Annotated in this window: 11 protein-coding genes; 4 read left to right on the top strand and 7 right to left on the bottom strand. The window is 71.6% G+C overall.

Translation table 11 applies throughout. The annotated features are described in order from the left end of the window. Positions 1–7 precede the first annotated feature (7 nt). Positions 8–733, bottom strand: a complete 726-nt coding sequence (locus JHN45_RS04650) for a DUF4241 domain-containing protein (RefSeq protein ID WP_201048104.1) — start codon at positions 731–733, stop codon at positions 8–10. Between the two features lie 116 nt (positions 734–849). On the opposite strand from JHN45_RS04650, the gene JHN45_RS04645 reads away from it, so the two are divergent. Continuing rightward, a complete protein-coding gene (locus JHN45_RS04645) occupies positions 850–1,002 on the top strand; it encodes a hypothetical protein (protein WP_201048103.1) in 153 nt (50 codons plus the stop codon). Between the two features lie 187 nt (positions 1,003–1,189). Here the strand turns inward: JHN45_RS04645 and JHN45_RS04640 are convergent, their stop codons facing one another. Together JHN45_RS04640 and lpdA are read right to left on the bottom strand one after the other, a co-directional pair. Beyond that, on the bottom strand, positions 1,190–2,161 hold the full coding sequence (locus JHN45_RS04640; protein ID WP_201048102.1) for a threonine/serine dehydratase: 972 nt from the start codon (positions 2,159–2,161) through the stop codon (positions 1,190–1,192). Positions 2,162–2,701: 540 nt separating this feature from the next. Next, positions 2,702–4,123: a dihydrolipoyl dehydrogenase gene (lpdA, locus tag JHN45_RS04635; RefSeq protein WP_200708584.1), complete on the bottom strand. Its 1,422-nt coding sequence runs from the start codon at positions 4,121–4,123 to the stop codon at positions 2,702–2,704. Positions 4,124–4,247: 124 nt separating this feature from the next. Between lpdA and JHN45_RS04630 the strand changes: the two genes are divergently transcribed. Both JHN45_RS04630 and JHN45_RS04625 read left to right on the top strand, forming a co-directional pair. Continuing rightward, positions 4,248–4,628 (top strand): antibiotic biosynthesis monooxygenase, encoded by a 381-nt coding sequence (locus JHN45_RS04630; RefSeq protein WP_200708583.1) that lies wholly within the window; start codon positions 4,248–4,250, stop codon positions 4,626–4,628. Positions 4,629–4,851: 223 nt separating this feature from the next. After that, a complete protein-coding gene (locus tag JHN45_RS04625; RefSeq protein WP_200708582.1) occupies positions 4,852–5,847 on the top strand; it encodes a phospholipase D-like domain-containing protein in 996 nt (331 codons plus the stop codon). Here the strand turns inward: JHN45_RS04625 and JHN45_RS04620 are convergent. The 3 genes from JHN45_RS04620 to JHN45_RS04610 all read right to left on the bottom strand — a co-directional run bounded on the left by JHN45_RS04620 (position 5,844) and on the right by JHN45_RS04610 (position 11,052). Continuing rightward, the gene (locus JHN45_RS04620) at positions 5,844–7,052 is read right to left on the bottom strand and encodes a CdaR family transcriptional regulator (protein WP_200708581.1); all 1,209 of its coding nucleotides are present in this window, start codon (positions 7,050–7,052) and stop codon (positions 5,844–5,846) included. The two genes, JHN45_RS04625 and JHN45_RS04620, sit on opposite strands and share 4 nt — an antisense overlap. 85 nt (positions 7,053–7,137) lie before the next feature. After that, entirely contained in the window at positions 7,138–10,317 is a 3,180-nt protein-coding gene (locus JHN45_RS04615) for a LuxR family transcriptional regulator (RefSeq protein WP_201048101.1), read from the bottom strand. 258 nt (positions 10,318–10,575) lie between these two features. Next, positions 10,576–11,052: a hypothetical protein gene (locus JHN45_RS04610; protein WP_201048100.1), complete on the bottom strand. Its 477-nt coding sequence runs from the start codon at positions 11,050–11,052 to the stop codon at positions 10,576–10,578. 278 nt (positions 11,053–11,330) lie between these two features. Here JHN45_RS04610 and JHN45_RS04605 point away from each other — a divergent pair, with 278 nt between their 5' ends. Beyond that, positions 11,331–11,786, top strand: a complete 456-nt coding sequence (locus JHN45_RS04605) for a DUF1003 domain-containing protein (protein ID WP_201048125.1) — start codon at positions 11,331–11,333, stop codon at positions 11,784–11,786. 6 nt (positions 11,787–11,792) lie between these two features. Here the strand turns inward: JHN45_RS04605 and JHN45_RS04600 are convergent, their stop codons facing one another. Beyond that, a complete protein-coding gene (locus JHN45_RS04600) occupies positions 11,793–14,462 on the bottom strand; it encodes a LuxR family transcriptional regulator (protein ID WP_201048099.1) in 2,670 nt (889 codons plus the stop codon). Positions 14,463–14,532: the final 70 nt, after the last annotated feature.

The following is a 14,532-nucleotide window of genomic DNA, read 5'->3' as shown; positions in this document are numbered from 1 at the left end:
CGCCGCGTCAGGCCTTGGCGCCCGGCATGCCGCTGGTGACGACGATCGAGGCCACCTCGCCGGTCCTGGTGCGGCCCAGCCAGACGACACCGCCCGACTCCGCCGGGAACGTGACCAGGTCGGCCTGGTGCGCCTCGTCGCGTATCCGCTCGCACAGCTCTGCCAACTGCTCGCTGTCGCGCGGTGCCGGCATGCCGTCCGTGAACGTGCGGAACGGCGCGCTCAGCGTCGGCCACGCGTCGGCGTCGGCGAAGCAGCCGATATTGGCATCGGAGCCGAACTCGACCCGCTTGCCCGGCTCAAGCCCGTCGAGGTCGTCGCCGACCCCCAGGCCCATCTCCCAGCCGACCACCGGGTCGTCGCTGACACACAGCCTGGTCGCGGCACACTCGGCGCCGTCGAAACGCTCGCCCATGAACTCGTACGGCCCCGTCGTCCACGAGAACTCCACCCGGTAGGTGCCCGGCGGGATCCGCGCGGCCAGCTCTCTCGGGGGCCTCGTGGGCCGCCCTTGCTCGTACTTCCATACCTCGTCGTCGTGCCACGGCGCGTCCACGACGAGGCGGCCACTGGGGACGCGGATGGTGGTGACCTCCTCGATTCCCGTGACGACGACGGGCGTTTCCGGATCGTCGTACACCGTGCCCAGTTGGGCCCCGGGTGTGAACGCCGTCTCCAGATACCAGGTGGCCTCAGGCCCGGCCGCCAGCCTGGCGTCCCCGCCCCGCTCCATGTCCCGTCCCTCCCTCGCCGCCTCGGCAGGCGGTCGATCTGAAAGGTACGCGGGCCCACTGACATCGAAGGTTCGGGCATCAGCCCTGTGCGACGGCGCGGCGGGAATCGCGGACCGTGCGCGCCTCACAGTGCCGTTCGGCGGGGCCGACGCCGAGGAGGCCGGGCGCCACCGGCGTCGACGGTCAACTGGTGGACGCCGCACGGGTGAAGCTCGTGGAGGGCGCCCTCGCGCGGCACTCCGCCGTCACCAACTCTGTCACCCCGTAGGCGATTGCGCGGAGTGGATCTTACGAGAGTCTGACGCGGCCCCCCGAGACCTTCACCCGTCGCCGCACAGCGGCAACTCTGGTCCCGCACACCGGTGGAAACCGCCGCGGTGAAGGGAAAGCGGCCACCGCGGCGGGACATCCCGGGCACGTGACGAGCGTGCCCGGGGCGCCGTGCGGGAGGACCCCTACAGCGGAGCCGTACCGATCCAGCGGCGATACACGTCCCCATCGACGTTGCCGCCGCACACGATGGTGACCACATGACGGCCGGCGAAGCGGTCACGGTCTTCGAGAACCGCCGCGATGCCGAGCGCGGCCGACGGTTCAACGACCAGGCCGGCGTGGTCGAAGAGCATCCGCATACCCGTGATGACCGACTCCTCTCGCACCAGAACGGCGTCGTCGGCGACCAGGAGGAGGTCGTCCAGGACGGCAGGGATGGGAAACCGGCCGGCGACACCGTCGGCGATGGTGACCGCCGACTCGGTGTTGACGACCCGCCGTGCGCGCCACGAGAGCGTCAACGCCGGTGCGCCCAGCGGCTGGACGCAGATCACCTCCACCTCGGGCGCGAGGGACTTCAGCACATGTCCCACTCCGGTGGCGAGCGCGCCGCCGCCGAGGGCGATCAGCACGGTGTCGAACGGCCGCGCCGCGTCCACCAGTTCCAGCCCGATGGTCGCCGCGCCGTGGCACGTCTCGATGTCCAAGCTGTCCTCGACCAGCCGCATACCGTCGGACCGTGCGACGGCCGCCGCCCGCTCACGGGCCAACTCGTGGTGCCCGTCCACCAGTTGCAGTTGAGCGCCCAACGCGCGGATGCGGTCGAGCTTGGCCGCGGTCGCGAAACGGGACGCCACTACCGTGACATCGATCCCCCGGCCGCGACCGGACCACGCGAGTGCCTGGCCGAGGTTGCCCGCGCTGGCACACACGACGGCCCGCGCGCCGATGTCGGCGAGTCGGCTCGCGACGACCTCGGTGCCGCGCGCCTTGAAGCTGCGGACCGGGTTCGCTGTTTCGAGCTTGATGCTGACGGCGCACCCGAGGCCGGGCTCCAGCGCCTCGCAGCGGTACAGCGGGGTGTCGAGGAACATCGGGTCGATCACCCGGCGGGCCGCCCTGATCCGAGCCATGTCGAGGCGTGTCTGCTGCACGACACGGCAGCGTAGCGCCACCCGGGCGGTTGCCGTTCCTGTCCGATCGGTCGTCACGCATCGGCCGCCGCCCGGGCTCGCGGGCGCGGGAGGAAGGGGTGGGAAGCCTGGTGCGGGCGGCGCTGGACTCCTTCGGGCGGCTGGGCGTCCTGGACAGCGACGCCGCGCTGCCGACCGTCGACGGTGGCGGGCCCAGCCCATGGTCTCCGGGTGACGTCCCGCACGTACTGACCAGCGGTCGGCCGGAATCGCGACGACTGACGAACGCCGGTGCGAACGGCCGTCCATTCCCATACCAGTCCTTGGCCCACGGCCCGGTCCCCGGAAGCGAGCTCTTCGAGCGCCCCCTCTGTCGTTGACTACGGCTGCCGCCCAGGGGAGGTTCACTGCGTGATCGCACCGATCGAGACCCGGCCGAACCGACTCGACAGCGGCCCGTGATTGCTTGCGCGAACGATGCTCCGGACATGAGAAAGCCGGTCACGGTGACGGCTACCGTGACCGGCTCGGAGGTCGGCGAGCTTCTTTTTTGGAGGACGGTCACATGTTGATCATGTGTCCGGCCAGACCGTGCACCGCCTCCTTCACCGCCTCGCCCAGGGTCGGGTGCGCGTGGACGTTGCGGGCGACCTCGTGGACCGTGAGGTCCCACTGCTGGGCCAGGGTCAGTTCGGGGAGGAGTTCGGTGACGTCGGGGCCGATGAGGTGGCCGCCGAGGAGCTCGCCGTACTTCGTGTCGCTGATCAGCTTCACGAAGCCGGTGGTGTCACCGAGGCCGTGCGACTTGCCGTTCGCGGTGAACGGGAACTTCGCCACCTTGATGTCGTGGCCCAACTCCCGTGCCTGCGCCTCGGTGTAGCCGAAGCTGGCGATCTGCGGCTGGCAGTAGGTGGCGCGCGGGATCATCGCGTAGTCCAGCTCCATGGTCTCCGCGTCCGCGAGGGTCTCGGCGGCGATCACACCCATCGCCTCGGCGGCGTGCGCGAGCATCAGCTTCGCGGTGACATCGCCGATGGCGTACAGGTGCGGGACGGAGGTGCGGCACCGGCCGTCGACGTCGATCGCGCCGCGCTCGGTGAGCCGTACGCCCGTGTTCTCCAGGCCATAGCCGGTGACGTTCGGTGCGAAGCCGATCGCCTGCAACACCTTGTCGGCCTCCAGGACCTGCTGGGTGCCGTCCTTGCCGGTCACCGTGACGCGGACCTGCGGGCCGGACTCGTCGATCGACTCGACTCGGGTGGAGGTGAGGACGTCGATGCCCAACTTGCGGTACTGCTTGGCGAGTTCGGTGGATACTTCGGCGTCCTCCAAGGGTGCGACGCGGTCCAGGAACTCGACGATGGTGACCTTCACACCGTAGTTGTGCAGCACATAGGCGAACTCGATGCCGATGGCGCCGGCGCCCGCGATGACGATGGACCGCGGGAGGTCGTCGGCGAGGATCTGCTCCTCGTACGTCACGACGCGCGCGCTGCGCTTGGTGCCGGGAAGCAGCCTCGGGGTGGCGCCGGTGGCGATGATGCAGTGCTCGAAGGCAATGGTGCGGGTGTCGCCGTCGTATCCGGCCACCTGGAGCGTGTGCGGGTCGAGGAAGGTGCCGCGGCCGTCGATCTCCGTGATCTTGTTCTTCTTCATCAGGTAGTGGACGCCCTTGACCCGGCCGTCCGCGACCCGGCGGCTGCGGCGGAACGCCTCCCCGTAGTCGAAGGAGACCTCCCCCTCGACCTTGATGCCGAAGGTCTTCGCCTCGCGGGTGAAGATGTGCGCCAGCTCCGCGTTGCGCAGCAGCGCCTTGGTCGGGATGCAGCCCACGTTGAGGCAGACGCCGCCCCAGTACCTCTCCTCCACCACCGCGACCCGCTTGCCGAGCTGCGCGGCGCGAATGGCGGCGACATAGCCGCCGGGGCCCGCGCCGAGTACGACGACGTCGAACCGGTCGTCCTGCGTGTTCTGCTGGCTCATCGAAAGATCCTTTACCACGGGGAAGAGCATGGTCGGGCATACGTCCTCTGGAGATCCTCTAACGGTGTCCAGGATGCCGTGGTCGGCCCTCGTCCGCCGATCCGGCCCGCCCTACAGTGGCGACATGAGCGATCACACCGAAGCACCTGTCACGCCCGTCGAGGCCTTTGAACCCCCGTACTACGTGGCCGTCTTCACGACCGTTCGGACCCAGGAGCAGCGCGGTTACAGCGAGACCAACGCGCGCATGGAAGACCTGGTGAGGGAGATACCCGGGTACCTCGGGATGGACCACGCGCAGACCCCGGGCGGGCTGGGCATCACCGTCGGCTACTTCCGTGACGCCGACGGCCTCACCGAGTGGCGGAGCAACACCGAGCACCGCGCGGCGCAGCAGCGCGGGCGGGCCGAATGGTACGAGAGCTACACGTTGCACGTGGCGAAAGTGGAGCGGAGCCAGGGGTTCACCCGGCCGGAGGTTCCGCAGGGCCCGGCAGCGGGCTGAGCCGGCGGTCGGCGTTCCCGCGAGTTCGACTACGAAGTTTTTGCGAACTCGCGGGGACTCCATGAACCGGCCCTCACCTGCGCGAAGTCCCCTTTGTCCGCTCCTGCTCGGCGCCGGTAATCGCGAGTTCACCGAGGTTCTCTTCCTCAGCGTTCTACGCGCGTGGTGTCATGCCCACGCTCACCACCCCCCACGTGGGCATCAACTCGACTAGGAGTCACACATGTTGAGGACGTTCCTCGGCCGCGCGGGTGTCGCGCTGGCAGCCGGCGCCACCCTCTTCGTCACGGCCGTCCCCGCCAACGCCGCGACCTACACCGCCTTCGCCTTCTCGCAGTCCGGCACCACACAGCCGACGATCTACGACTTCATCAACTCGGCCACCTCCTCGCTCGACATGACCATGTACGAGCTGGAGGACACCACCGCCGTCAACGACCTCATAGCGCTGGAGAAGAAGGGCGTCACCGTGCGGGTGGTCCTCGACACCGCGCACCAGTCCGCCAACAGCTCGGCGTACACGGCGCTGACGAACGCGGGCGTCGGCGTGGTGTGGTCGCCCTCCAGCTTCGTCTACACGCACCAGAAGACGATCACGGTCGACGCCACCAAGTCCCTTGTCCTGACCGGCAATCTCACCTCGCAGTACTACACGACCGGCCGCGACTACGGCGTCTTCACCGACGACACCCGGGACGTCGCCGCGATCGAGAAGGTCTTCAACGCCGACTACGCCGGCACCTCGATCACCCCGACCGACGGCGACCACCTGCTCTGGTCCCCCACGGACTCCCGCAGCCGGCTGCTCACCGTGATCAACGCGGCCACCACGACGCTCGACGTCGAGGAACTGGAGTTCAGCGACAGCACGGTGGTCAACGCGATCGTGGCCAGGGCGAAGGCGGGCGTGACCGTGCGGGTGGTGCTGGAGACCCCGTCGAGCTACTCCAGCCAGGTGTCCGCGATCAAGGCGGCCGGCGGCACGGTGGTCGGGTACTCCGACCCGAACGGCTTCTACATCCACGCCAAGGCGATGGTCGCCGACTACGGTCTGTCCACCCAGGAGGTGGAGGCGGGCTCGATGAACATCAGCAGCAACTCCCTTTCCAACAACCGGGAGTTGGGCATCATCCTCACCGGCACGGGAGTGGCCCAGTCCGTCGCCACCACCATCGAGACCACCTTCAAGAGCGACTACGCGGGCGGTACGGCCGCCTAGTCCTCCGTACCGGTCGACTCCGAGGTCGGGGGCCTCGGGGTCTGCCGGACGGCGCGGAGCGCGAGGGAGAGTTCGGTGATGCCGCGGGGGTCGGTCAGTGAGCGGCCGGTGCGTTCGGTGATCCGGCGCAGGCGGGTGCGGACGGTGTTGGGGTGGACGTACAGCACCTTGGCGGCCTCCTCGGCCGAGCCGCCGGAGTCGAACCAGGCCTCCAACGTGTCGAGCAGCAGGGTTCGTTCGTCTGCGGGCAGGGCCTCGACGGGACCGAGCACCTTGGCAGCGACCCGGGCCATCACATCGGGGGCGCCCGCCGTCGCGACCGCGACCGGGGAGTCGTCGAAGACGGTCACGGCTGCGCTGCCCGCGTCGCCGCCGCGCATCGCGACCTTGGCGAAGCGCAGGGCGTCTCCGGTGCGGCTGAGATCGCCGTAGGAGGGGCTCACCCCGACCCGCTGTTCCGCCTGTTCGCGCAGCACCTCGACGAGGTCGACCATGTCGCGCGGGGTGCGCAAGTGCACGATGCCCAGCTGGAGTTCGGGCCGCAGTCGCCAGGCGGAGCGGATGCCGCGCCGGGCCAGGACGGCCGCGATGTCCGGCAGCGCCCGCCGGCCGATCCGCGGCACCTCGGCGGCCACCACGGTGAAGGGGCCCTTGTGCGGCACGTCCAGAACCTCGGCGGCGGACCACACGGCGTCGGCGTCCATGCTCCTGCCCTCCAGGAGCGCCTCCACCAGCGCCGAACGCTCCTGGTCGCCCGCGAGGAGCCGCTCGGCCACCGCCTCGTGGTACCCGGAGACCATGGCCTCGGTGATGCCGTCCTGGATCTCCCACATCGCGGAGGCCGCCGCGACCAGAATGTCGTTGCCCACCAAGGACGTTGTGGTGGCCTCGTCGACCAGCGCCTCCCAGAAGTACCGCACGCCGACGCGGTAGGACGTCATCACGCTGGGCAGCGGCACGTTCTGCGCGGCACGCCTGCGACCTATGTCGGCGGCGGCACCGGTGTCCAGAGGCGTCTGTCCGGTGAACGCCTGGAGCGCGTTGCCCAGATGGATCCGGCAGGCGTCCTCCAGATCCTCCTCGGGCACGACCTCGTAGTGGTCCGCCCGTGAGCCGGCGCGGATCCGCGCCGCCATCTCCTTCGTCAGCTCGTCGATGCGTTCGAGCAACGCGGTGGCCAGGGCGTTGATCTCCTTGTCGACCACGGTCCTCTCCGGCTCACCGTTCAAGGGGTCCCGGATCCCACCGTACGCCGGGCCGTTTCGGGTACTCACCGGTTCCCGCCACCTCCTACATCGTCTCCAGGGCGGCGCGCAGGGCTGCGCGTGAGGTGATGCCGAGCTTGGGATACAGCCGGTGCAGATGGGAGCCGACCGTGCGGTGGGACAGGAACAGCCGCTCGCCGATCTGCCGGTTGGTCAGGCCCACGGCCGCCAGCTCGGCGATCTGCCGTTCCTGCACGGTCAGTGCGGCGGCCGGCGCGACGGGCCCGGTGGTGGTGGCGACCCCGGTGGCGCGCAGTTCGTTGCGGGCCCGCTGCGCCATGGCCCCGGCACCGATCCGGTCGAAGGTCTCGAGGGCGGCGCTCAGATACCGGCGCGCGCGGTGGTCGCGGGTGCGGCGCAGCCACTGTCCGTAGGCGAGCTGGACGCGTGCGTGTTCCCACGGCCACCGTGCCGCGTGGGGCACGCACAGGGCCGCCTCGAACAGCGGCCCGGCCTCGGTCTCGTCGGCGGCCACGGCCTCGGCCCCAGCGCAGATCAGCGCGGTCCGGGGCGAGATGCGGTGCACGGACGCCCGGCGCGCCGCGGCGACATGGTCGCGTGCCTCGTCCGCGCGGCCGGTGCGGACGGCCGTCTCGGCCAGGTCCAGGACCGTCCACCGGCGCGGGACCCCGAAGAGCGGCGGGCCGGGTGGCTCGATCCGGCCCGCTTGGACGTGGGCCTCCTCGTAGTCGCCCTCGCCCATGGCCGCGAGGCGGCGGGCCGACCGGGCGTAGGCCTCGGTCACCTCGATGCCACGGGGCGCCGCCCAGGTCGTGGTCTCCTCGCTGCGGACCCGGGCGAGTTCGGCGTCGCCGCGCAGCGCCGCGCCCACTGCCAGCAGGACGCGGATCTGCCGTTCCCAGAAGTGGTAGCCGTGGGCCGCCGCCAGGTCCAGCCCCTGCTGTGCCAGATCCTCGGCCTCGTCCCAGCGGCCGTGCACGTAGGAGTCCTGGCAGAGCAGCAGCAGCGCGGGCACGACCATGGCGATCGCACCGCCGTCGCGTTCGCGTTCGATCATGCGGAAGACCAGGTACCGGTGGTCCGACAGGGCGTCCGTGGCGACCGCGGCGAAGGCCAGGGGGATCAGTTCCCAGGGTGCCGCGTCGGCGGGCAGCGCATCGAAGGCGTCCGAGAGGCCCTTGCGCAGCGCGTCGGGGGCATGGGTGGGGTCGACGTAGGCGTCGTAGCAGAGCCTGATCGGTGTCGCCGTGGTCGGTTCGCAGCGGGTCAGCGCGGTCTTGAGGAGGTGCCACGGCTCGGGGCGGAGGGTGTAGAGGCTGACGAGCAGCAGCGCGTAGAGGATGCCGTGCTGGTCCCAGTCGTCGTTGGCGGCGGTGACCGTGTCGTCGTCGAGCGCGCGGGCCAGGAGGCGGTATGCGGCGTCGACGTCGCCCTCTTCGTTGGTGAGGAGGTGGGCGGTGGCGGCGAAGACGAGTCCGCCCGGGGTGTCGGGGGCCTGTCCGGCGTCGGCCAACAGCCTTGGTACGTCGTCGAGTTGACCGGTGAAGGTGGCCAGGTAGGCAGCTTCGACCAGGCGCCGTGAACGGTCGCCGGGGTGCGGGCTGAGTTCACCGGCCCGCATGAGGGCGGACACGGCGGCGGACGCCGCGACGCGCCGCCCTTCGGAAGGGGCCGACTCCCCGGGGCCCACGGACTCCGCGCCGCGCCGCCAGGCCGACAGGGCCGCCTCGTCCAGCGCCCGGGCCACCGTCTCGTCCGGTCCGGTCGCGGACTCCGCCAGATGCCATGCCCGGCGCTCGGGTACGTCACCCAGAGCGGCGGCGAGCGAGCGATGCGCGCGCCTGCGCTCACCGGGCGACGCCAGATGCACGACCACCGCCCGGACCAGCGGATGCCGGAACGACAGATGTCCTACGTCCACCTGCAGCAGGCCCGCGTCCCGCGCCGGACCGAGGACATCGGCGCCGACCGGGCACTCCACGACCCGCGCCGCATTGCTGGGCGCGACCGGGACGAGGCCGCCTTCCGGGTCCCGCACGGCATTCCTCGACGTGGCCGGGCCGTGGCCGTCGACACCCAGCGAATCCTGCACAGCACCCCCGACCGTGCCTGGGCCGTGGCGGTCGACACCCTGCGAGCCCTGCACGGCACCCCTGTCCGCGCCTGGGCCATGGCGGTCGGCACCCTCCGCCCCCTGCACAGCACCCCTGACCGCGCCGGGACCTTGGCCATCGACACCCCCCAGATCTGCCACAGCACTCCTGGCCATGCCCGGACCGAGGCCGTCGACACCCTCCGAGTCCTGCACAGCGCCCCTGGTCGCAGCGGACTGGACGGCATCGGTATCCGCCGGGTCCTCCAGTGCCGCCCGCGCGGCCCTTCTGATCACGGCCGGGTCGATCCCGGTGTCCAGCGCGGCCATGAGCAGCGCGGTCCGGGTCGGTGCGGGCAGTGCTTCCACCGCGGAGGCGAAGGCCGCTTCCAGGCGCCCGGACAGCGGCAGCCGCGCGGGCAGCGGGGCCTGGCCCGAGCGCTGTCGGCCGGTCAGCGCGGCCGGCAACTCCCTTAGCGCGAGCGGGTTTCCGCCGGCCTCGGCCAGGATCCGTCGGCGCACCGAAGGCCCGAGACCGGGCCACCGCGCGTCCAGCAGCCGCGCCGCCTCCCCTTCGGTCAGCGGTCCGATCTCCCGTACGGGCAGGGCGAGTTGGCCGCAGATTCCCCGTACCCCGGTGCGCAGGGTGGCCAGGAAGGCGATCGGGTGGTCGCTCATCCTGCGGACGACGAAACCGAGCGTGGTCGCGCTGGCGAGGTCGAGCCACGGAACGTCGTCGGCGATCATCAACAGCGGTCCCTGCACGGCGACTTCGCCGAGCAGGGCGAGTACGGCCGTCGAAGCGGCCAGCGGGTCCGGCGCCGGTCCCGGCGCGAGGCCGAAGATCCGGTCGATGACGTCACGGTGGTGTCCGGCGAGCCGCCCGGTGTGCCGGCGCAGCGGATAGAGCATCTGGTGCAGCGCCGAGAAGTTCATCTCCCGCTCGAACTCCACGCCGGAGGCCCGCAGTACACGCGTCCCGAGGACCCCGGCCCGTGCCGCGGCGGCGTCGAGCAGCGCGGTCTTCCCCACTCCGGGGTCGCCGCGCATCAGCAGCCCGCGGCAGGCACCTTCCCGCTGGGCCAGCAGCGAGTCCAGCAGCTCCAGTTCGGCCGCGCGCCCCACCAGGTCCGCTCCGGGCCGTGAGGTCACCGACTCCCCTCCGTCAAGTTGCTTGCCGAAGGAAATATAACGAGTCGGCGAGGAAGAATCCACGTACTGTCGCTCCACAGCAAGATCGTCGCTGATCGGGGCGCGGAGGTCGATGTTCCCGGCCACAGCGTTCGGCGCCGAGGGCAGTGGCCGCCCACACCACCGCCCGGGCGCGGGGCAGCGGGCCGTGGGTGCCGTCCCGCGACCCGCTCCCCCGGCCTTTCGGCCGCCCGCGCCCGGAGGCACGGCGGAGGTCGACTACTGAACGGCGTCGGCGGTCTCGTCCGCCTCCACCCTCGCCAGCACCGCGTCCAGCGTGGCGTACTCCGCCTCCTCGACGGCCGCGATGGCGAAGTCGACGGCGTCGGAGGCGTAGTCCTCGGCGTCGTCGGCCGCGTGCTGCAGTCGCTTCACATCACGCTCGGCCTTGCGCTCGTCCGGTTTCGCGCGGACCGAGGCCACGTGGTCCTGCCAGGAGGTCTGTACCTGGTTCCAGCTCCCGGCGACGTTCTCCTTGGCCCGCTGCCCGCTCGACTGCAGCCGCTGCGCGCCCTGCTCGGCCTTGTCCTTCGCGTCGGCGACGGCGGCGGACAGCTTCTGCCGGTCCTCCGCGATGCTCGCCGCCACGGTCCGCTGGGCGTCCTGGGCCTTCTGCGACAGTTCGGCGAGGCGCCCCGCGGGGCCGGCCGGGGTGGTGCCGGGTGCCTGGTTCTGCTGCGGCGTCGGGTCCGACATGGTGATCCCTTCCTTGACGGATGTGTCGCTGCTCGATGACGCGCGGTACCGCGGTGCGTGTGTGGCCGGGGTACCTGTCCGAGCCGACCGTCACTCTGCCGTCGCGGCGGCGCGGTCCGCTTCGGTCAATCGACGCAACGGACGGCGTAGACGGAGGCATTGCGGCCGTACGGACAGTCGATTGACCCAAGGAGGCGCCCCCGTGCCGCGCTTACGCTGACGGCCGTTTCTCGTGAGCGCCGGATCAAGGAGTGACCGTGCCGTCTGGAATCAACGGGTTGGACATACGTCTCCCGAACGAACAGGCCGTCCTCGCGCGGATGCGGGGGACCCAGGACCGGATCGCGGACGCGATCACCGCTTTCGCCGGGACCATGCAGTTCATCTATCTCCACGCGTTGTGGTTCACGGTCTGGATCGTGTACAACGAGGGGCTGTTCGGCCGTGACGCGGTCTGGGACCCCTATCCGTTCGGGCTGCTCACGATGATCGTCAGCCTTGAGGCGATCTTCCTCTCGACCTTCGTGATGGTGAGCCAGAACCGGCAGGCGACGCGCGAGACGGTCCGCGCCGACCTCGACTTCGAGACCAATATCCGCTCGGAGGTGTGGGCGGCCCACATGGGCCATTCCCTCGGAGTGGATGCCCAGCAGGTCGAGGAGGACGTACGGACGCTGCTGGCGCAGAACCGCGCGAAGATGAACGACACCCAGCACACCTCAACGGCCGACTGAGACGCCCTACTCCAGGCTCGTCAACAGCGGGGCCAGCTCACCGCGTGAGGTGATGCCGAGCTTGGGGAAGGCCCGGTACAGATGCGCGGCGACCGTACGGTGGGACAGGTACAGCCGTTCCGCGATCTCCCGGTTGGAGAGGCCCTCCGCCGCCAGCAGCGCGATCTGCCTCTCCTGGGGCGACAGCAGGTCGGCGGCGGACGGCAGCGGGGCGCCCGCTCCCGGCGCCATGCCCTGGCCCGCCCAGTCGGAGGCACCGACGAGCTCGAAGGCGGCCCGCGCGGAGAGCAGCATCGTGCGGGACCGGGCGGCCTGCCGACGGCGCCGGAGCCACTGCCCGTACGCGTGTTCCGTCCGGGCCCTGACCAGCGGCCAGCGCGAGAGGTCCTGTTCCAGGGCGACCAGGTACAGCTCCTCGGCCGTCATGTCGGAGGCCAACACGGCGCGGGCGCAGGGCAGTTGGATGTGCAGCAGCGGGGCGGGGGACATCCGCGCCGCCTCCTCCGCCGGTGCGAGGACGCGTACGGCGTCCGCCCTCCGGCCGGCGCGGTCCGCCGCCACGGCGAACGGCAGCACCGCGGCGAAGCCCTGCCAGCGCAGGCTCTCGTGCGGCCGGTCGAGGAGCGGGCTCAGTTCGCCGTACGCCTCTGCGTACCGCCCCTCGCCTAGCCGCGCCAGGCCACGGGCCAGCCGGAGCGTCGGGGCGAGGTCGGCGCGCTGCCAGGCCGCCACCATGTCGGCCAACTCCTCGGCGCGCAGGGCCTGTCCGCGCAGTGCGGCGGCGACCGCGTCCGTGCCGGCGAGTGCGGCGACCATGGCCGGCTGTCGGGTCTCGGCGACGATCTGCCGTGCCTCTTCGGTGAGTTGGGTCGCGCGCGGCCAGTCCCCCAGCAGCAGTCGGCCGGTGGCCTCGGTGAGGAGGGTTTCCGTGAGCAGGCCGAGTTGGCCCTGTCGGCGCAGAGTCGGCGCCGCCCGGCCGAGCAGGTCGACCGCGCCGACCGGATCGCCGATCTCGTGCGCGGCCATGCCGTGCAGCCGGAATCCCTCGGAGTCGGTGAGACACGACATCGTCTCCTGGGAGGGGAGTCGGTCGGCCACCGTCCTGCCCTGGCGTACGGGTTCGGTCAGTGCCAGGGCCGCGAGATGGCGGGGGTCGTCCGTGGCGGGCAGCTGCTCGGCGGTCCGGACGACGACGGCGCGCAGGGCGGGGTCGTCGCCGGTCCGGTGGACGTGCAGGGCCGCGCTCAGCAACAGGTCGAGGGCCAACTCGGGTTCGCCCGCCGACAGTTCGGTGAGGTCGGGCGGCTGCACCGGGGCAGGACCCGGCTGCGGCTCGGCGTCCGAGATCTCCCGCAGCCACCCCGCCCTGGTCCGGTCGGCGCCGGTCAGCTCCTGGCGTTCCGCCGCGTCGATCAAGGAGTGGGCCAGCCTGACGCGTCCGGCCCCGTGCGCGTGCTCGGCCGCGCCCAGCAGCCGGTGTCCCCGGGTGACCGAGTCCGTGGTGAGCTGCGCGGACCGTTCGAGCGCCCAGATGGCCGCGAGGGCTCCGTGCCGCCGTAGCAAAGAGGCGTGGGCGGCGGCCAGTTGGTCCGCGATCTCGTCGTCGGGGCCGTTCACGGACTGGGCGCGGTGCCAGGTGCGGCGGTCCGGGTGCTCGGTCAGCACCTGTGCCAGAGCCGCGTCGGCGGCCTGTCGGCGGGCCGGGGTCTCGGCCGCCAGCACGGCGAACCGGACCACGGGATGGAGGAAGCGCAGGGTCGTCCGGTCGAGTCGGGTCAGTGAGGCGGCGACCGCGCTGTCGAGGGCGTCCACCGCGACGGTGCGCCCGGCCAGCACGGAGGCGGCGGCCAGGATCTCCGCGACGTCCCCGACCTGGTCCACGGCCGCGACCAGCAGGGCGTCCCGGGTCCGGTCCGGCAGTTCGCCGAGACCGGCCGCGAAGGCGCTCGTCAGCGAGGCGTTCACCGGCACGTGGGCCCAGGATCCCGGTGGTCCCGTCGGGCGCCAGGCCGCGGGGAGTTCGACGAGCGCGAGCGGGTTGCCGAGCGCTTCCCCGAGGATCCGCTCCCGGACGGCCTGTGGCAGTGCGTCCGCGTGCCGGGCCAGGAGCCGCCGGGCCGAGGGCTCGTCGAGCACCGGCACGTCCAGTACGGGGACTCCCGGCAGGGTCCGTCCGCCGCGCAGTGCCCCGAGGAGGACGATCGGGTTGTCGCTCGCCCTGCGGGCCATGAAGGCCAGGACGTCCCGGGTGGGCCCGTCGAGTCTCGTCGTGTCGTCGGCGATCAGCACGGTGGGCTGCTCGGCGGCCCTGGCCGTGACCAGGTTGAACGCGGCCAGGGCGACCCGCGAGGTCTCCGGCGGCGGCCCCGAACCGGCGGCGAACGCCGTCCGCAGGATCTCGTCCTGCCCCGCCGGCAGGGACTCCGCCGTACCGAGCACCGGGCGCAGCAGCGCGCGCAGCCCGCTGAAGGGCGTGTCGTCGGCACCGCCCGTCACCTCCAGGAGCCGCCATCCCGCCGCCCGGGCCCGTTCCGCCGCGGCCCGCAGCAGCACGGTCTTGCCGACCCCCGGACCGCCCTGCAGCAGCATGGCACCGCCGGCGTCGGGCAGCCTGCCCAGCAGCTCGTGCAGGGCCCTCAACTGCGGCTCACGGCCGAGGAGTTCGGATTCGTTCATGTGCCCTCCAGCCGTCCAGGACACCTCATGTCTTCTCAGCGGGATCGTAGGGTTCTCCCCGGCAGCGGGG

This window comes from Streptomyces sp. MBT53 (assembly GCF_016654115.1).
Taxonomy (GTDB): Bacteria; Actinomycetota; Actinomycetes; order Streptomycetales; family Streptomycetaceae; genus Streptomyces.
Note: the sequence above shows the minus strand (reverse complement) of the source record. Positions and strands in the feature narration are given on the sequence as shown.

What these genes read in the sequence shown, in the direction of transcription:
- JHN45_RS04650 (WP_201048104.1), bottom strand. Translation starts at nt 733, where the DNA reads ATGGAGCGGGGCGGGGACGCCAGGCTGGCGGCCGGGCCTGAGGCCACC.
- lpdA (WP_200708584.1), bottom strand. Translation starts at nt 4,123, where the DNA reads ATGAGCCAGCAGAACACGCAGGACGACCGGTTCGACGTCGTCGTACTC.
- JHN45_RS04630 (WP_200708583.1), top strand. Translation starts at nt 4,248, where the DNA reads ATGAGCGATCACACCGAAGCACCTGTCACGCCCGTCGAGGCCTTTGAA.
- JHN45_RS04625 (WP_200708582.1), top strand. Translation starts at nt 4,852, where the DNA reads ATGTTGAGGACGTTCCTCGGCCGCGCGGGTGTCGCGCTGGCAGCCGGC.
- JHN45_RS04610 (WP_201048100.1), bottom strand. Translation starts at nt 11,052, where the DNA reads ATGTCGGACCCGACGCCGCAGCAGAACCAGGCACCCGGCACCACCCCG.
- JHN45_RS04600 (WP_201048099.1), bottom strand. Translation starts at nt 14,462, where the DNA reads ATGAACGAATCCGAACTCCTCGGCCGTGAGCCGCAGTTGAGGGCCCTG.